Annotated in this window: 12 protein-coding genes; 5 read left to right on the top strand and 7 right to left on the bottom strand. The window is 69.6% G+C overall.

Going from position 1 to position 17764, the window contains the following annotated elements; all coding sequences use genetic code 11:
• Window positions 1–7: 7 nt before the first annotated feature.
• The 4 genes from BST17_RS18800 to BST17_RS18785 form a co-directional block, all read right to left on the bottom strand.
• A complete protein-coding gene (locus BST17_RS18800) occupies window positions 8–1432 on the bottom strand; it encodes an aldehyde dehydrogenase family protein (RefSeq protein ID WP_083060419.1) in 1425 nt (474 codons plus the stop codon).
• Between the two features lie 218 nt (window positions 1433–1650).
• Complete coding sequence (locus BST17_RS18795) at window positions 1651–3390, bottom strand: ABC transporter ATP-binding protein (protein WP_083060418.1); 1740 nt, start codon at window positions 3388–3390, stop codon at window positions 1651–1653.
• On the bottom strand, window positions 3387–5963 hold the full coding sequence (locus BST17_RS18790) for an ABC transporter ATP-binding protein/permease (RefSeq protein ID WP_083060417.1): 2577 nt from the start codon (window positions 5961–5963) through the stop codon (window positions 3387–3389). The genes BST17_RS18795 and BST17_RS18790 overlap by 4 nt, the downstream gene beginning before the upstream one ends.
• A gap of 100 nt (window positions 5964–6063) precedes the next feature.
• Window positions 6064–6846 (bottom strand): nitrilase-related carbon-nitrogen hydrolase, encoded by a 783-nt coding sequence (locus BST17_RS18785; protein ID WP_165762301.1) that lies wholly within the window; start codon window positions 6844–6846, stop codon window positions 6064–6066.
• Window positions 6847–6944: 98 nt separating this feature from the next.
• Between BST17_RS18785 and BST17_RS29345 the strand changes: the two genes are divergently transcribed.
• The 3 genes from BST17_RS29345 to BST17_RS18770 are packed head-to-tail and all read left to right on the top strand — an operon-like array spanning window position 6945 to window position 9985.
• On the top strand, window positions 6945–8108 hold the full coding sequence (locus BST17_RS29345) for a hypothetical protein (protein WP_165762300.1): 1164 nt from the start codon (window positions 6945–6947) through the stop codon (window positions 8106–8108).
• 60 nt (window positions 8109–8168) lie between these two features.
• The gene (locus tag BST17_RS18775; protein WP_083060414.1) at window positions 8169–9398 is read left to right on the top strand and encodes a cytochrome P450; all 1230 of its coding nucleotides are present in this window, start codon (window positions 8169–8171) and stop codon (window positions 9396–9398) included.
• Window positions 9398–9985: a TetR/AcrR family transcriptional regulator gene (locus BST17_RS18770; protein WP_083060413.1), complete on the top strand. Its 588-nt coding sequence runs from the start codon at window positions 9398–9400 to the stop codon at window positions 9983–9985. Before BST17_RS18775 ends, BST17_RS18770 begins: the two co-directional genes overlap by 1 nt.
• Here the strand turns inward: BST17_RS18770 and BST17_RS18765 are convergent.
• From BST17_RS18765 to BST17_RS18755, 3 genes are all read right to left on the bottom strand, one after another.
• Entirely contained in the window at window positions 9957–10670 is a 714-nt protein-coding gene (locus BST17_RS18765; RefSeq protein ID WP_083060412.1) for a siderophore-interacting protein, read from the bottom strand. The two genes, BST17_RS18770 and BST17_RS18765, sit on opposite strands and share 29 nt — an antisense overlap.
• A 76-nt stretch (window positions 10671–10746) precedes the next feature.
• Window positions 10747–11931, bottom strand: coding sequence for an acyltransferase family protein (locus BST17_RS18760; RefSeq protein ID WP_083060411.1), 1185 nt, complete (start codon window positions 11929–11931; stop codon window positions 10747–10749).
• Window positions 11928–13613: a DEAD/DEAH box helicase gene (locus tag BST17_RS18755; protein ID WP_083060410.1), complete on the bottom strand. Its 1686-nt coding sequence runs from the start codon at window positions 13611–13613 to the stop codon at window positions 11928–11930. The genes BST17_RS18760 and BST17_RS18755 overlap by 4 nt, the downstream gene beginning before the upstream one ends.
• Before the next feature lie 71 nt (window positions 13614–13684).
• Between BST17_RS18755 and BST17_RS18750 the strand changes: the two genes are divergently transcribed.
• Together BST17_RS18750 and BST17_RS18745 are read left to right on the top strand one after the other, a co-directional pair.
• Window positions 13685–14239: an LppP/LprE family lipoprotein gene (locus tag BST17_RS18750; protein ID WP_083060409.1), complete on the top strand. Its 555-nt coding sequence runs from the start codon at window positions 13685–13687 to the stop codon at window positions 14237–14239.
• Window positions 14240–14361: 122 nt separating this feature from the next.
• Entirely contained in the window at window positions 14362–17763 is a 3402-nt protein-coding gene (locus BST17_RS18745) for a TM0106 family RecB-like putative nuclease (protein WP_083060408.1), read from the top strand.
• The last annotated feature ends 1 nt before the right edge of the window (window position 17764 follow it).

Genomic DNA, 17764 nt, shown 5'->3' with positions numbered 1-17764 from the left:
CACTCGCCTACGCCGGCGCGTAGCCGACCGCAGCCTTGACCTCGAGGTATTCCTCGAACCCGAAATCGCCCCACTCCCGGCCGTTCCCACTGGCCTTGTAACCACCGAACGGGGCGTTGATGTCGAAGGCGTGGTTGATTGCCACCGAACCGGCCCGGATCCGGCGGGCCACCGCACGCGCGGCCTCGATATCGGCGGCCCAGACGTAACCCGCCAGGCCGTAGTCGGTGTCGTTGGCGATGTCGATCGCGTGGTCCAGGTCGTCGTAGCCGATGATGCACAGCACCGGGCCGAAGATCTCCTCGCGGGCGATGACCATGTCGTTGCGCACCCGGGCGAAGACCGTCGGTTTGACGTAGTAGCCGGTGTCCAGACCGTCGGGGCGGCCGAGACCACCGACCACCAGTTCGGCCCCGGCGTCGATGCCCTGGCCGATCAGACCCTGGATCTTGTCGAACTGCGCCTTCGAGGCGACCGGTCCGATCGCGTTCTCGTCCGCGAGATCACCGACGGTGACCGCGGCGCCGACGGAACGGGCGATCGCGATGGCCTCGTCCATCCGGGAGTTCGGCACCAGCATGCGGGAGGGCGCGTTGCAGCTCTGCCCACTGTTGAGCATCATCGCCGAGACGCCGGCCCCGACACCGGTGGCGAACGAGTCGTCATCGAGCACGATGTTCGGGCTCTTGCCGCCGAGCTCCTGGCTGACCCGTTTGACGGTGGGCGCGGCGTTGCGGGCCACCTCGATGCCGGCCCGGGTGGATCCGGTGAAGGACACCATGTCGATGTCCGGGTGGCCGGCGATGGCCGCGCCCACTCCCGGACCGTCACCGTAGACCAGGTTGTAGACACCGGCGGGCACCCCGGCGGCGGCGAGGATCTCGGTGAAGATCTGCGCCGAATACGGGGCCACCTCCGAGGGTTTGAGCACCATGGTGCAGCCGGCGGCCAGTGCCGGGTACACCTTGGCCGCGATCTGGTTCAGCGGCCAGTTCCACGGGGTGATCAGCCCGCACACCCCGATGGGCTCCTTGATGACCCTGGTGGATCCGCGGTCGGTCTCGAACTCGAAGTTCGTCAGGGCCTCGATGGCCGAGGCCAGGTGGCCCAGCCCCAGGTTCACCTGCAGCCCACCGGCCAGTCCCGGCGGGGCGCCCATCTCCTCGGCCACCGCGTCGGCCAGATCAGGCATCCGGGTCTGGTATTCGGCCAGGATCGCGCCCAGCACGGCCAGCCGCTCCGGCGTGCCGGTGGCCGACCAGCCGGGGAATGCGCGACGGGCGGCGGCGACCGCCTTGTCGACATCGGCAGCCGCGCCGAGGGCGATGCGGCCCGAGACCTGTTCGGTGCGCGGGTCGTCGACGTCGAGGGTGGCCGGCTGCATCGGATCCACCCAGGCGCCGTCGATGAAGAACTGGAGGTATTCACGCATGGGGACAAACCTTCCGTATCGGCGCGCTGCGCGGAGCAGTTCGGCGGCCTTGGACCGGTTGGCGACGTTATTGCGACCGATACGTCGCATTCAAGTCGCATTCGGGCCGCCGGCATGCGGGACAAACGGCGATGTCAACGCGGTTACCGACGCGCTCGGTCGGCGCGGGGTCGCGAACCGTCCGCGTCCCGGGTGGGGCGTCGTCCCGGCGCTCGCGGCTAGCAGGCTGACCTGACCGCCAGCTGCCAGTCCGATGCCGAGGTCTGCTGCTGCCAGAACTGCGCGAAACGGCCACCGGCGGAGAGCAGTTCGTCGATGGCGCCGTCTTCGACAATCCGTCCGCCGTCGACGAACAGCACCCGGTCGGCGCGGCGGATGCTCGCCAGCCGGTGCGCGACGATGACCCGGGTGCGGGTCCGCACATCGGCGGTCAGCGCATCGACCACGGCGGCCTCGTTCTCGGTGTCCAGCGCGCTGGTGGCCTCGTCGACCAGCAGCACCGGCGCCGGCTTGACCAGCGCGCGGGCGATGCTGACCCGCTGCCGCTCACCACCGGACAGCGCCGAGCCCGCCTCGCCCACCGGGGTGAGCTCACCGTCGGGCAGGCGTGCGGTCAGTTCGTCGACACGGGCGAGCCGGGTTGCCGCGGCCAGGGTTTCGGCATCGGCCGCCGGGTCACCGACCAGGATGTTGTCGCGCACCGATCCGTCGAACAGATAGGGGTGCTGGAACACCATGCTGACCGCGGCGCGGCGGGCAGCCGGATCCAGGTCGGCCAGATCCGTCCCGTCGAACAGCACGCGTCCGGTATCCGGTTCGTGCAGACCGGCGATGAGGCCCAGGATGGTGCTCTTGCCCGAGCCGGACGGTCCGACGATCGCGGTCGTGGTGCCCGGTTCGAGCGCGAAGCTGAGCTCGTCGAGCACAGTCGAATCGCCGTAACCAAAAGTCACCCGGTCGAATTCGATGCGCGGGGCGCCGTCGTGGCGAGGTGCGCCGGTCCCCGCGCTGCGGGTCGGGGCGTCGAGCACCTGCTGGATCCGACCGAGGGTGGCGCGGGTGGATTCCAGCGCGCCGGACAATTCGCTGAGGATGGTGAAGGGTTCCAGGTAGCGCGCGATCACCACGATGAGCGCGACGGCCTCGGGCACGGTCAGCTCGCCGCGCACCGTGAGCAGGGTGGTGGCCGTGGCGAAGACGATCAGCGCCAGCTGGCTGGCCAGGCTGAACAACAGTTGCCCGGGCACCTGCATGGTCAGCAGCCGCAGGCCGGCACCGTGCTGGGCCTCCAGCGCGCTGCCCACCAGACTGCGGGCCGGCTCCACCCGGCGGGCGGCGCGCAGGGCCTGCTGGGTGCGGGCGAACTCGATGATGCGTTCGGTGAAGGCGGTGTTGGCCGCCCCGGCGACCCGGTCGGCGCTGCGGGTGAGCCGGCCCGACAGCCACAGGGCGCCCAGTAGCACCGCGACGCCCACCAGTGCCGCCAGGCCCAGCGGCACCGAGACCACCAGCAGCGCCAGCGCGATCGCCGCGGGCAGCAGCACCGCACCGATCAGCGGCGTCATCAGGTTGACCACCAGTCCCACCAGCTCCGGGCCGGTGGCCGCGATGGCCTGGCGGGTGGCCGCGGTGTTGTCATGGGACAGCCAGTCCAGCCTGATATCGGGCAACCGGTCGGCCATATCGTGCTGGGTACGGTCGAGCACGGTGAAGCCGATGTCGAATCCCATTCTGGCCGTAAGGGTGTCGACCACCCAGCCGGTGACCGTCAGCACGGTCAGCCAGCCCAGCCACATCCAGGCATCGGCCGGTGTGGCGCTGAAGAGCGCGGCCACCAGCGGCACCAGCAGCACCACGGCGACCGCGCGCAGCAGCACCGAGGCGATGGCCAGCACCGTGTAGCGACCGACCGTGCCGCGCCGGTCGGCGGGAATGAGGGCCAGCAGGGTGCGGATCATCGGGTGGCCTCCTGACCGGCGGTGACGGGACGCCCGGACTCCCACAACGCCCGATACCGCCCACCGGCGGCGAGCAGGTGTTCATGGGTCCCGGTCTCGGCGATCACACCGTCGTCGAGGACCACGATCTGGTCGGCGTGGGTGACGGTGTGCAGCCGGTGCGCTATGACGAGCACGGTCCGATCTTTCGTCAACCGATTGAGCGCCTGTTGCACAAGGTATTCCGACTCCGGGTCGGCGAAGGCCGTGGCCTCGTCGAGGATCAGCACCGGGGTGTCGGCCAGGATCGCGCGGGCAATGGTCAGGCGCTGCCGCTCGCCACCCGACAGGCCGGATCCGGACCCGAGCACGGTGTCATAACCTTCCGCCATCCGGGTGATGCGATCGTGGATCTGGGCGTCGCGGGCCGCGGCGGTGACCCGCTCGGCGCCGGCCTCCGGATCGGCCAGCGCGATGTTCTCGGCCGCGGTGCCGTGTACCAGCTGGGTCTCCTGCAGCACGAAACCGACACGGCGGTAGAGCTCCTCGGCCGGCAGTGCACGGATATCCATGCCGCCGACGGTGATCGCGCCCTGCTGCACGTCGTGGAAGCGGGCCAGCAGCGCGGCCAGCGTGGACTTGCCCGAGCCCGACGGACCGACCAGCGCGGTGACGGTGCCCGGCGCCAGAGTCAGCGACACCTCCTTGATGACCGGCACCTCGGGTCGGTATCCGAAGGTGACCCGGTCGAAGACCACGGCACCGGCTGCCGCCGCGGTCGCATCGGCGATACCGTCGCGCACAGTCAGCTCGGGCTCGTCGAGCACGCTCTGCACCCTGCGCGCGGCGAGCATGCCGCCCTGGATACCCGCCAGTCCGTAGCCGATACCCAGCAACCGGGACCCGAAGGTGGTGCCCAGCAACAAGAACGGCAGCAGGTCCACCGGGTCCAGTCCACCGCCGATCACCAGCGGGGTGCCGACGACCATGATCAGCCAGAGGAAGGTGGTCGGGCGGGTCACCAGGTCCATCAGCGTCTTCTTGCCTACGAACGGGCGCTGCCAGTCGACCAGGAATCCGATGTAGTCATCGAGGCGGTTGCGGAAGCTCGACGAGGCCGCACCACCGAAGATGCGCACCACGGGTTGGCCTTCGAGATAGGCGCCGGCCTCCCCGCTCATCCGCTCGGCCCACTTGGGCGCCTGGGTGATCTTGGTACCGGACTGGATCGTCATGACCGACATCAGCACCAGGTAGACCAGCACCGGGCCGAACAGCACCAGCGCGATGCGCCAGTCCACGACGAACAGGTACACCAGCACCGCCACGGGCGCGACGACGGCGGCGACGGCATCGGGGATGGCGTGGGTGATCAGGTAGTGCAGCGACAACGTGTCGTCCTGCACGAGCTGTTTGACCGACCCCGAGCCGCGGGCGGTGAACCAGCCCAGCGGCAGCCGGGAGAGCTTGGTCAGCATCCTTGCGCGCAGGTCCCGGGCGAATGCGGCGTCCACCCGGTGCAGCCACAGCGCCAGCGCCGCGGTCAGGACGGTGCCGGTGCCCAGCAGCGCCACCGCGGCAAGACCCAGGTCCCACAGCCGGTCCCCGTCGGCACCGACGAGCAGCAACCGGGCCAACTCGACCAGCAGCACGAACGGGGCGAGTTCGATCAGCGTGATCAGGGCCTGCAGCAGCCCGGAGATGATCAGCTTGCGCTTCAGCGGGGCCAGCAACCGGCCGGCGGCCTGCGCCCGCCAGGTGCCCGCCGGGGCGGCCGGGAGCGCCACCGGGGCGGCGGCCGACACCGGGGCGGACGCGGGCTTCTCGGCAGCCGGTTCGTCGCCACGCTTGCTGCCCATGGCGCGGCCCTCGGTCCAGTAGGCCTGGGCGTGGATCTCCTGCTTGGGGAACCCGAACTCATCGCGCAGCCGGGTGCGCAGGTGCTTGAGCGCACCGGCCTCGGGGCCGGCCCAGGCATACCAGTTGGACCAGTCCCGCGCCTCGATCGCGGCGGCCACCGCGGCGGCATCTGTCCGCGGCACCCGGTGCACCCGCAGACGGGGGTGCTCGGCCAGCGGGATCAGCGGATCGTCGTCGTGGTGCTGTTCCAGGTACAGCTCGATGGGGATGTCGTGCGGGACGGCACCGATGATGCCGTTGATGGCGGGCTGGGACGCGGTGTCACCGATCAGCAGATAGCCGGCCGGCCGCTCCGCCGGGTCCTCGGGCACCGAAAACCCCTTGGAGCCCATCACCATTGCCGCGATGGTGGCACCGGGTTCGGCATTCGCCGCCCAGGTGGAGGCGGGGCCGGCGGGCTCGTGCAGCACCACGTCGATGGCGAAGTGACCGGTGTCGGGATCGGACTCCGAGATGGTGTAGGCGCGCTGGAATTCGGTGTCGGTGCCGTCGGGGTCGGGGATCCAGAACCGCAACCACGAGGTGGGCTCGGCGGCCGAGTCCTCGAACACCGTCGGCGACACCATCCGGATGCGCAGGCAGTGCGGGGCCAGCCATTCGGTGCCCAGCACGGTCACCTCGTGATCACGTGCACCGAAACCGCGCATCATCACGCCCTGGAATCCGCGTGCCATCGCGGCGTCTCCTCCCCGGGCGCCATGGCTGCACCCTTCGGAGCCAAGGCTAGCCTTACTCGCGCTCCGATCCGGGGGCACCTCGGCGCCGGCCGCCGGGTCAGCGTCTGCTGTACAGCTCCGGGCGCAGCAGGCTCCGGTACTGGACGAAGTCGCCCAGCGCGCTGTGCAGCGGCACGTCGACGGTGAGCACGCCCTCGTCGCGGTCCAGCTCGGCGAGCACCCGGCCGTCAGGGTCGACCGCGCGGCTGCCCCCGCAGAACCGATGCCCGATTTCCGTGCCGCAGCGGTTGGCGTAGACCAGCGGCAATCGGTTCTCCAGCGCGCGGGACTGGCCGGCGATCAGGTGGTCGTGAAAGAGCGGGTCCATGTTGGCCGAGCTGACCACCAGCAGCTGCGCGCCGTTGTCGGCCAGCGTGCGGGCCACCTCGGGGAATTCCATGTCGAAGCAGTTCATCAGGCCGATCGTGAGCTCGCCGAGTCGGGCCACGACCAGTCGGTCACCGGTGGCGAAGGCGGCGGCCTCGGCGTGGAACAGGTGCGTCTTGCGGTAGTTGGCCACCAAGGCGCCCGACGCGTCGATGACCGCCATCGCGTCGTAGGGCCGGCCGGGTCCGGGTTCCAGGTACCCGCCGACGAACGCGGTTCCCGCCCGGGCGCACGCCGCCGCGATCTCGGCCAGCGCCTGCTCCGGCGGTGCGGCGAGCTCGTCGAGATCATCGACCTGGTAGCCGGTGAGCGCCAGCTCGGGCACCACCACCAGATCGGCGTCTGCGTGCTCGGTGACCAGCGCGCTCAGCCGCGCGCTGTTGCGCGCGACATCGCGTGCGGCGACATCGAGTTGGGCGATCGCGACGCGCACCGTGTCAGTTCTGTCGGCCATGTGGACATTGTGCCGGTTCTCCGATGCCGAACCGGCCCGCGCCGAGCGCCCGGCGCGGATACGCTCCTGCGGACGGGTGTTTCGCTGGGGAGGCGGGGATGACTGTGGGCTCAGGCAATTCGTCATACGCGGTGCGGCGGGCCGGTGTGCTCGCGGTACTGGTGCTGCTGCTGGGGATCGGCGGGGCCGGGATCGCGCACGCCGACGACTCCCCCACCGATACCTCGTCGTCCACCTCGGCCTCGGCGGCCTCCTCGACTGCGGAGTCCTCGCAGCCGTCCGCATCCGCACCGACGCGTGCCGAGGACGACGAGGATGACGGCGCACACGGTGTCCGGGGGCTCACCGCGCGGGACCGCGACGAGGCTCCCGTCGAGCGCCGGGTCCGGCCACGCACCGCGACCCGCCCGGACGCGACGGCGCTGCTGGAGCGGGCCGCGGCCCGCGCCGAGATAGCGGCCCCCGAGCCGCAGGCCGCCGCCGAGCCGGTGGCACCCGTACCCACCGACCAGGTCACCACTCCCTACGGCGAGGTCGGCAAGTGGATGTTGCAGTGGGGCAACAAGATCGCCAACTGGGGTGGCAAGAAATACCAGGGCCGGACGCTGCTGGAAGCGGTCAACGTCATCATCGTCGATCCGAACTCGACGACCCGGACCCAGGCGGGGCAGCGGTTGAACCAGGCGATGTTCCGATCGGGCTTCCCCGCCCGGCCGTTGCACAGCTTCGGCTTCCGGGGCCGCATCGATGATGTGACCTACGGGCAGCGGCCGGGCCCGCTGCTGAGCTATTCCGACGACTTCTTCCTGCGCCAGAACGATCACGGCCGCATCTTCGGGCCGGACCCGGTCGAGACCGACACCGGGTTCGTGTGGAGTGCGGCGTTTTCCACCGAGAAGGTCGGCTTCACCGGCTGGCTGCCCGGCCACGTCTACGTCTCGTCGAACCGGGCCCGGGACTCGTTGGCCACGGCGCTGGTGAACAGCGGGCAGGCGACATTCGGCGGTCTGGTTCCCCTGGAGAACGCCTACAACACCGCGACCACGACCACCGGTGACCATGACGGGTTCGCCGTCGTCCTGGTGCTGACCGGCATCGGCGGCCCGCCGCGGCGGGAGATGCTGGTCAGCACGCCCGACGAGACCACCTCGGGTCTGATGACGTCCGCCCTGTCGTGCTCAGTGGTCACGGCGGCGGGTCGGGCTCCGACGCAATGTCGGGCCGACAGCCTCGATACGGCGATATACGCGCGACGGGGCTGACGCCCGACAATCCGATCACCCACCCTTGACAGGTAGGTCTGACTGTCGTAGTCATAAGACATGACGGCGCAGATGTCTCATGACGCGGTGTTCCAGCTCGGGTCCGCGGCGACCTGGCCCGACCCGTGGCCGATGTACCGCGCGCTGCGCGACCACGACCCGGTGCACCACGTGCGCACCGACAATCCGGACCACGACTACTACGTGCTGTCCCGGCACGCCGACATCTGGGCCGCCGCCCGCGACCACCGCACCTTCTCCTCGGCCCAGGGGCTGACCGTCAACTACGGCGAACTGGAGATGATCGGGCTGACCGACAACCCGCCCATGGTCATGCAGGACCCACCCGTGCACACCGAGTTCCGCAAGCTGGTGTCCCGGGGATTCACCCCACGGCAGGTCGAGGCCGTGGAACCCAAGGTCCGCGAGTTCGTCATCGAGCGCATCGAGCGGTTACGCGCCGACGGTGGCGGGGACATCGTCGCCGAGTTGTTCAAGCCGCTGCCGTCCATGGTGGTCGCGCACTATCTCGGGGTGCCCGAATCCGACCGCGGGCAATTCGACGGGTGGACCGACGCGATCGTCGCGGCCAATACCGCCGACGGCGGGATCGGCGGCGCGCTGGAAACCCTCGGTGATGCGCTCGGCGGGATGATGGCGTACTTCACCGCGCTCATCGAGAAACGGCGCACCCAGCCCGAGGACGACACCGTGTCGCATCTGGTGGCCGCCGGTGTGGGCGCCGACGGGGACATCGCCGGGGTGCTGTCGATCCTGGCGTTCACCTTCACCATGGTCACCGGCGGCAACGACACCACCACCGGAATGCTGGGCGGCTCGGTGCAACTGCTGCACCGCCATCCCGATCAGCGCCGGTTGCTCGTCGAGAACCCGGAGCTGATCGCCGAATCGGTCGACGAGTTCCTGCGGCTGACCTCGCCGGTGCAGGGGTTGGCGCGCACCGCCACCAGTGATGTGACGCTGGGCGACACCACGATTCCCACCGGCCGCAAGGTGCTGCTGCTCTACGGTTCGGGCAACCACGACGAGCGGCAATACGGTCCGGACGCCGATGACCTCGATGTGCGGCGCCGGCCCCGCAACATCCTGACGTTCAGCCACGGCGCACACCACTGCCTGGGCGCCGCGGCGGCCCGGATGCAGTCGCGGGTGGCGCTGGAGGAATTGCTATGCCGGATACCGGAATTCGAGGTGGACCTGGACCATGTGGTGTGGGCCGGCGGCAGCTACGTCCGCCGGCCGCTCTCGGTGCCGTTCACCGTGCGCTAATGGGCGACTGGTTGGCCGACCGGCGGACCGAGGCCGCCGCCGAGCGTATCCTCGACGCGGCCGAGCAGCTGTTCACCCGCCACGATGCGGCCGCGGTCGGGATGAATGAGATCGCCCGCGCCGCAGGCTGTTCACGGGCCACGCTGTACCGCTACTTCGAGAATCGCGATGCGCTCTACTCGGCGTATGTGCACCGGGAGACGAATCGCCTGTTCGCCGAGATCGGTGCCCGACTGGCCGAGATGCCCGATGCGCGCGACCCGTTGGTCGACGGGGCCCTGCTGGCATTGCGCCGGGTCCGTGACACCCCGGCGCTGGTCTCCTGGTTCGCTGCGACGGCAAGCCCGATCGGCGCCCAGATGGCCGAGCGCTCCGACGTCATCCACACCCTCGTGGAGGGTTTCCTGGCCGGACTCGGCGACGATCAGCCCGGCCTCACCCTGCGGGCACGCTGGCTGGTGCGGGTGCTGATCTCGTTGCTGCAGTTCCCCGGTCGCGACGACGCCGACGAACGCGCCATGCTGGAGATGTTCGTGGCGCCGACGGTCGGCGGATACCTCAGGCAGCCCAGTAGGCGCGGGCCTTGACCGACCTGCGCGGTATCTTGTAATCCTCACGCAGCACCTTGGCCACCGCGCGGGTGGTGCGGTTGTCACAGGCCACCCAACCGAAGTGCGCGGGGGCGTCGAAGGCGGCGTCGGCGACCGCCCGCACCAGGGCGGCGCCGTCGTCGGCCCGGTCGACCCAGGTGACATCGGCTCTGCCGGTGGGTATCTCGCGGTCATCGGAGTGCGCGGACTCCAGGAACACCTGCGCCGGGGCATCCCCGATCGCGGCCAGCAGCGAGTTGATGGCCGGCAACGAGGCGGCATCGCCGACGATGACGTAGCCGGCCGGGGCCGGTTCCGGGATCGCGAAGTCACTACCCAGCACCGTCACCTCGAGCGTGTCACCGGGCGCGGCGTTGCGCGCCCAGCGGGTGGCGATGCCGTCGTGCATGGCGAAATCGATGTCGACGGTCCCGTTTTCGGGATCCGGGTTGACAAGGGTGTAGCCACGCTGATGCGAGCGCGGCCCGTCGGGGAACCAGCCGCGCACCCACATGGTCGGATGGATGGACCGCTCGGTCAGCAGAGCGGGTGCCGTGAAGTGCAGCCGCAGGAAGTTCGGCGTGATCTCGGTGCGGCCGGTCACGGTGAGTTCGTAGTCCCCGCCGCGCCACAGCTTGACCAGAACGCCTTCGATACCGCGTGCCGGCTTGAGGTCGATCATGAGCCCTCCCGAGTCGTGCGATTCGTGGAGCCTGCGTCGGAATGGGACCGACAGACGCTCCACAAATCGGTCAGCCCTAGGAAGTAAGGGTACCCTTATTTGAGGCGGGGCGGTCTCGTACCCTCGTCAGCCGGTGCAGCAGCCAGGCGAACGGGATCGTCGCGATCATGGTGCCGAAGAACAGCGCCCACATCGAGCCGGTGTAGATGGGGAAGCGCAGCACCTCGACCATCACCAGTTCCATCAGGATCAGGTGGACCAGGAAGATCTCATAGGAGATCTCCCCGAGGAACACCATCGGCCGGCTCGCCATCGCCCGGTAGTACCAGCCGTTGCGGCCGGACGCCGGGGTGCCCGGCAGCGCCAGCGGTGCCACGACCAGCGTCGCGATCACCATGTAGAACACCGTCTTCACCAGGGCCTCGCTCAACAGCGCGGGCGAGGTGGTCGGCGCCCCCGCCAACGGCGTGGCGGCGATCAGATAGCAGATGACCGCCAGCGGCAGGCATACCAGCGCATAGGCCCGGGCTCCCGTCGCCTCCAGGACCGCCAGCAACATGCCACCGATGAACCAGGCCAGGTACGTCGGCAGCCACAACGGCGCGGCGTCGGGCAGGAAGTCGGTGCTGTGCACCAACCACAACCAGGCGGGACTGATCGCGAACAGACCTGCAAGTCCGGCGATCAGCACCGCCGGCTGCCACCGCCTACGGCACAGCACCACCAGCAGCAACCACGCCAGGAACGGCAGCACCAGATAGAACGCGACCTCGACGGCCAGGCTCCACATCTGGGTCATGCCCTGGTGCAGAAAGGAATACAGATAGTTGTCGGTGTAGATCTGCGTCAGCGTCAGGTTGCGCAGCAGGCCTTCCCAGGTGTGGCCGGGGTTCGGCCCGGCCTCCCGGAAGTGGTACACCGCGTAGGCCACCAGCACGGTGACGACGTAGGCGGGCATGATGCGGCGCACCCGGTGCCAGGCATAGCGACGCACCGACGGCGCCGAAGACCTACTCGCGGAAGCGCGCACCCACGGCCGGAACAGCAGAAACCCCGACAGCACGAAGAAGATCGGCACCCCGATCTCGGCGCGCGACCAGAACGAGCCCGTGAAGCCCTGCGGGTACTTACCCGTGGTGTAGGCGGCGTGGGTCAGCACGACCAGCATGGCCGCGACCGCCCGGACTCCGGTCAGCGCAGCGACCCGACCGGTGGTGGAGACCGACTCCAGACCACCTTGGGCGTCGCGCTGCAACGTCACGAGTCCTTGCGTCGTGGTTTCTGCCCGCCGCGATCCTGTTGCAGGTTGATCAGCACACCCTGGATCCGGGTGTTCTCCAGCTTCTTGTAGACCTCACGCGGCAGCTTGGCCGGCAGCTCCACCAGAGAGTGGTCGACCTTGATGTTGATGTGCCCGAAATCGCTGCGGTTCAGACCGCCCTCGTTGGCGATCGCGCCGACGATCGCCCCCGGCGCCACCTTGTGCCGCTTGCCGACGGCGATCCGGTAGGTCGCCAGATCGGTTCGGGTGCTGTGCTTCTTGCGCCCCGGCCCGTCCTCCCGCGGCGGCCGTTCACTGCGCTCCTTGCGCTTCTCCGGCGGCGGTTCGGTCATCAGGAACGCTTCGCCGTCGCGCGACAGCAGCGCCAGCGCGGCGGCGATATCGGCCAACGGCACATCGTTGTCGCGCTCGTAGTCCTCGATGAGGCGGCGGAACAGGTCGATACCGGGCTTGTTCAGACCCTCGCTGATGGAGTCGCGGAACTTGGCGACCCGCTGCTCGTTGACATCGTCGACCGAGGGCAACTGGATCTCGACGAGCTTCTGCCGGGTGACCCGCTCGATGGAGTTGAGCAGGTGGCGTTCCCGCGGCGTGACGAACAGCAGCGCGGTGCCCGAGCGTCCCGCGCGACCGGTACGGCCGATGCGGTGCACATAGGACTCCGGGTCGTGCGGGATGTCGAAGTTCACCACATGCGAGATGCGCTCAACGTCCAGACCGCGGGCGGCCACGTCGGTGGCGACCAGGATGTCGATCGAACCGCTCTTGAGCGAGGCGATGGTGCGTTCGCGCTGGGCCTGGGGGATGTCGCCGTTGATGGCCGCCGCCGCGAAGCCGCGCGCCCGCAGTTTCTCGGCCACCTCTTCGGTGGCCTGCTTGGTGCGGACGAACACGATCATCGCGTCGCCCTCCTCGACCTCCAGCAGCCGGGTCAGCGCATCCATCTTGCGCGGGTAGGACACCTGCAGGTAGCGCTGGGTGATGTTCTCCGCGGTCTGGGTCTTGGACTTGACCGTGACCTCGACCGGGTCGTGCAGGTACTTGCTGGTGATCTTCTTGATCGCCGGCGGCATGGTGGCCGAGAACAGCGCGACCTGCTTGTACTCGGGGGTGTCGGCCAGGATGCGCTCGACATCCTCGGCGAAGCCCATCTGCAGCATCTCGTCGGCCTCGTCGAGCACCAGGTAATCGAGGTGCGAGAGGTCCAGGCTGCCCTTCTCCAGGTGGTCGATGACGCGACCGGGGGTACCGACCACGATCTGCGCCCCGCGCCGCAGCCCGGCCAACTGCGGGCCGTAGGACGAACCGCCGTAGATGGGCAGGACCTGGACGTTCGGCAGATGCGCGCCGTAGCGACCGAACGCCTCGGCGACCTGCAGCGCAAGCTCCCGGGTGGGCGCCAGCACCAGCGCCTGGGTGTTCTTGCTGGCGGGGTCGATCTTGGACAGGATCGGGATGGCGAACGCCGCCGTCTTACCCGTTCCGGTCTGGGCCAGCCCGACGACGTCGGATCCCTCCAGCATCGGCGGGATGGTCGCGGCCTGGATGGCCGACGGCGACTCATAGCCGACCTCGGTGACAGCCTGCAGCACCGAGGGGTGAATGTGCAGGTCAGCGAAGGTCAGTTCGGCGGCGGGGCTGGGTTCATCGGGCGAGGTCATTTCACGAGCAGTCTAATCTGTGCGCGTCGCCACGCCGGGACAGACCGGCCACACCGGTACGGTGCGGTGTTGTGAGGTCGGCGACGAAGGGTGCATGGGTGTTGGCCGCCAGCGTCGTACTGGCGGGTTGTGGCTCCAGCGATTCGACGGTGTCCAAGACACCCGACGCCCCCGCACCCACCTCCATCCCGGTCGAATCCCCCGTCGCCGCTCCGCCGCCTGCGCCTGCCGAGCCGACCCCGGCGCCCGATCCGTGCGCGGTGAACCTGGCCGCCCCCGAGGTGGTGCGGGCGGTCTCCGAGCTGCCTCGTGACCCGCGCAGCAATCAGCCCTGGAGCCCGGAACCGTTGGCGGGCAACTACAACGAGTGCGCACAGCTGTCGGCGGTGATCGTCAAGGCGAACACCAATGCCGAGAACGTCAACACCCGCGCGGTGATGTTCCACCAGGGCAAGTTCATCCCCACCGGCGTGCCCGACACCTACGGGTTCAACGACATCGACACCACCCAGAGCACCGGCGACACCGTCGCGTTGGTGTTCACCGGCGGCGTGCCCGGCCTGGACAGCGTGGTGCGCTTCCGCTGGAACGGTGCCGGGGTCGAGCTGATCGGCAACACCGGCTGACGTCATTCGTGGCGACACTCGCGTACCCGGGGTCCGGCGCACACACCCGGGCACCCCGAATTCGCGGGTTTCGCGGGCAAGGGCGGCCCGGCGGTGTCGGTGCGCTCCCCTAGCCTGGACCCGTGTTCAGCGACCCCGGGACCGCAGGCCTCGTCATCTACAGCGCCTCCGACCTCGCGGCCGCCGCCCGGTGCGAATATGCCCTGCTGCGCTCCTTCGATGCGCACCTGGGCCGCGGGCCGAAGACCTCTGGTGACGACGAACTGCTGGCCCGGACCGCCGATCTGGGTGACGACCACGAACAGCGCCACCTCGAGGCGCTGCGCGAGCAGGTCGAGGTCACCGTGATCGGGCGGCCGCGCTACACCGTGGCCGGACTGACCGCCGCCGCCGAGCAGACCATGGCCGCCATCGAGCGCCGAGCCCCGGCGATCTATCAGGCCGCCATGTTCGACGGCCGGTTCGCCGGCTTCGCCGACTTCCTGACCCTCGACGCCGACGGCCGCTACCGGCTGCGCGACACCAAGCTGGCCCGCTCGGTGAAGGTGGAGGCGCTGCTGCAACTGGCCGCCTACGCCGACACCCTGGCCGCCGCGGGCGTGCCGGTGGCCGACGAGATCGACCTACTGCTCGGCGACGGCGCGGTGGCCACCTACCGCGTCGACGAACTGCTGCCGGTGTACCGGCCGCGCCGCGCCGCACTGGAACGGCTGCTCGACGATCACCTCGCCGGCGGCCGGGCGGTGTCCTGGGCAGACGACACGGTGCGGGCCTGCTTCCGCTGCCCCGATTGCAGCGTGCAGGTCAAGGACAGTGACGACCTGCTGCTGGTCGCCGGGATGCGGGTCACCCAGCGGGCCCGGCTGCTGGACGCCGGGATCACCACCGTGCACCAGCTGGCCGCCCACGACGGGCCGGTGCCCGAGCTGTCCAGGCGTACGGTCGGTGCGCTGACCGCGCAGGCCCGGCTGCAGATCGCCGACCGTACCGACGGTAAGCCGCCTTACGAGATCGTCGACGCCCAACCGCTGATGGTGCTCCCCGACGCCGACAAGGGCGACCTGTTCTTCGACTTCGAGGGCGACCCACTGTGGACCCGCAACGGGGTCGACTGGGGACTGGAATACCTGTGGGGCGTACTGACCGTCAACGACGAGTTCACCCCGTACTGGGCCCACGACCGGCCCTCGGAGAAGCAGGCGCTGTGCGACTTCCTGGCCATGGTCCGCAAACGGCGCAGGCGCTATCCCAACATGCACATCTACCACTACGCGGCGTATGAGAAGAGCACGCTGCTGCGGCTGGCCGGCCGCTACGGTGTCGGCGAGGACGATGTCGACGACCTGTTGCGCAACGGGGTGCTGGTCGACCTGTACCCGTTGGTGCGCAAGAGCATCCGGGTCGGCACCGAGAGCTACAGCATCAAATACCTGGAACCGCTCTACATGGGCAACGAGTTGCGCGACGGCGAGGTCACCACCGCCACCGACTCGATCACCCAGTACGCCAAGTACTGTGCGCTGGCCGCCGACGGCCGCGTCGACGACGCCGCGGTGGTACTCAAGCAGATCGAGGACTACAACCGCTACGACTGCCGGTCGACACGGCGGCTGCGTGACTGGCTGGTGGCCCGCGCCATCGAGTCCGCGGTGCCCCCGCGCGGCCCGCAACCGGTGCGTGACACCGCATCTCATACCGCCGTCGCGGTCGCCGACAACACCGACCGCGCACTGCTGCGATTCGCCGGGGACAACACCGCCGAACGATCGGCCGAGCAGACCGCGGTGGCCATGGTCGCCGCCGCCCGCGGCTACCACAAGCGCGAGGACAAACCGTTCTGGTGGGCGCATTTCGACCGGGTGAACAATCCGGTCGACGAATGGTCGGACAACAGCGATGTCTTTATCGCCGAGTCGGCCGAGATCGTCGCCGACTGGCACACCCCGCCCCGGGCCCGGAAACCGCAGCGGCACCTGCGCCTCACCGGTGAGATCGCCAACGGTGACCTGTGCAGCGACATGTTCGCCCTCTACGACCCGCCCGCACCGGCCGGGCTGTCCGAGGACCCGGACCGGCGGGCGTTCGGCAATGTCGTGGTCACCGGATGCGACAACCCGGAGGCGCCGACCGAGGTCGTGATCGTCGAGAAGCACAGCGAGCCGTTCGACCGGCTGCCGTTCGCGCTCACCCCGCCGGGCCCGATCAACACCAAACCGCTGCAGGAGTCGATCGCGGACACCGCAGCGCTGCTGGCCGCCGGCCTGCCCAACCTGCCCGCCGACGCCGTCACCGACATCCTGCTGCGCCGCCCGCCGCGCATGCGCCGCGGCGGTCCGCTCCCCCGTACCGGCGACGTCGGCGCCGACATCACCGCAGCACTGCTGGATCTCGACTCGTCCTACCTGGCGGTGCACGGCCCACCTGGCACCGGCAAGACCTACACCTCGGCCGCGGTGATCGCCCGGCTGATCACCGAGCACGGATGGCGCATCGGCGTCGTCGCGCAGTCCCACGCCGTGGTGGAGAACCTGCTGGGCGGGGTGGTCGACGCGGGGGTGGACGCCGAGCGCGTCGGCAAGAAGAAGAGCCCGGACCGGCCGTGGCGCGAGGTCGCCGAGAAGGACTACCCGGCGTTCATCGCCGACACCGATGGCTGCGTGATCGGGGGCACCGCATGGGATTTCGCCAACCCGACCCGGGTGCGACGCGGTGCGCTGGATCTGCTGGTCATCGAGGAGGCCGGCCAGTACAGCCTGGCCAACACCATCGCCGTCGCCACGGCGGCCCGCAATCTGCTGCTGCTCGGCGACCCGCAGCAGCTGCCGCAGGTCAGCCAGGGCACCCACCCTGAACCGGTCGACGGGTCCGCGCTGGGCTGGCTGGTGGACGGTCACGCCACCCTGCCCGAGGAGCGCGGGTACTTCCTGGACCGGTCCTTCCGCATGCACCCCGACGTCTGCGGGCCGGTGTCGCGGCTGTCCTATGGCGGACGGCTGCAGGCCCAGGCACAGGTCAGCGGATCCCGCCGGCTCGACGGTGTCGATCCGGGCGTGCATGTGCTGACCGTCGAGCACACCGGCAACGCCACCGACAGTCCGGAGGAGGCCGAGGCCATCGCCGCTGCGATCACCGGGCGGCTGGGCAGCGCGTGGACCGACGAAAAGGGCACGGTCGCACTGGATCAGCGGCACGTGCTGGTGGTCACGCCCTACAACGCCCAGGTCGTGATGCTGCGGCGCACCCTCGACGCGGCGGGCCTCGGCGATGTCGAGGTGGGCACCGTCGACAAGTTCCAGGGCCGCCAGGCCCCGCTGGTGTTCGTGTCGATGACGGCCTCCTCGGCCCAGGACGTGCCGCGCGGCGTGTCGTTCCTGCTCAACCGCAACCGGCTCAACGTCGCGATCAGCCGGGCCAAGTACACCGCGGTGATCGTCCGGTCCGCGGCATTGACCGACTATCTGCCGAGCACCCCGGCCGGTCTCGTCGAACTGGGCGCATTCCTGGCGCTGACCGACCCGGTCTAGC

The sequence above is a fragment of the Mycolicibacterium bacteremicum genome (genome assembly GCF_002086115.1).
Taxonomy (GTDB): Bacteria; Actinomycetota; Actinomycetes; order Mycobacteriales; family Mycobacteriaceae; genus Mycobacterium; species Mycobacterium bacteremicum.
This window is presented reverse-complemented; position numbering and strand designations above follow the sequence as displayed.

Bases quoted from the DNA above. Each gene is read 5' to 3' on its own strand.
- BST17_RS18800 (WP_083060419.1), bottom strand. From the start codon at position 1,432: ATGCGTGAATACCTCCAGTTCTTCATCGACGGCGCCTGGGTGGATCCG.
- BST17_RS18795 (WP_083060418.1), bottom strand. From the start codon at position 3,390: ATGATCCGCACCCTGCTGGCCCTCATTCCCGCCGACCGGCGCGGCACG.
- BST17_RS18790 (WP_083060417.1), bottom strand. From the start codon at position 5,963: ATGGCACGCGGATTCCAGGGCGTGATGATGCGCGGTTTCGGTGCACGT.
- BST17_RS18785 (WP_165762301.1), bottom strand. From the start codon at position 6,846: ATGGCCGACAGAACTGACACGGTGCGCGTCGCGATCGCCCAACTCGAT.
- BST17_RS29345 (WP_165762300.1), top strand. From the start codon at position 6,945: ATGACTGTGGGCTCAGGCAATTCGTCATACGCGGTGCGGCGGGCCGGT.
- BST17_RS18775 (WP_083060414.1), top strand. From the start codon at position 8,169: ATGACGGCGCAGATGTCTCATGACGCGGTGTTCCAGCTCGGGTCCGCG.
- BST17_RS18770 (WP_083060413.1), top strand. From the start codon at position 9,398: ATGGGCGACTGGTTGGCCGACCGGCGGACCGAGGCCGCCGCCGAGCGT.
- BST17_RS18765 (WP_083060412.1), bottom strand. From the start codon at position 10,670: ATGATCGACCTCAAGCCGGCACGCGGTATCGAAGGCGTTCTGGTCAAG.
- BST17_RS18755 (WP_083060410.1), bottom strand. From the start codon at position 13,613: ATGACCTCGCCCGATGAACCCAGCCCCGCCGCCGAACTGACCTTCGCT.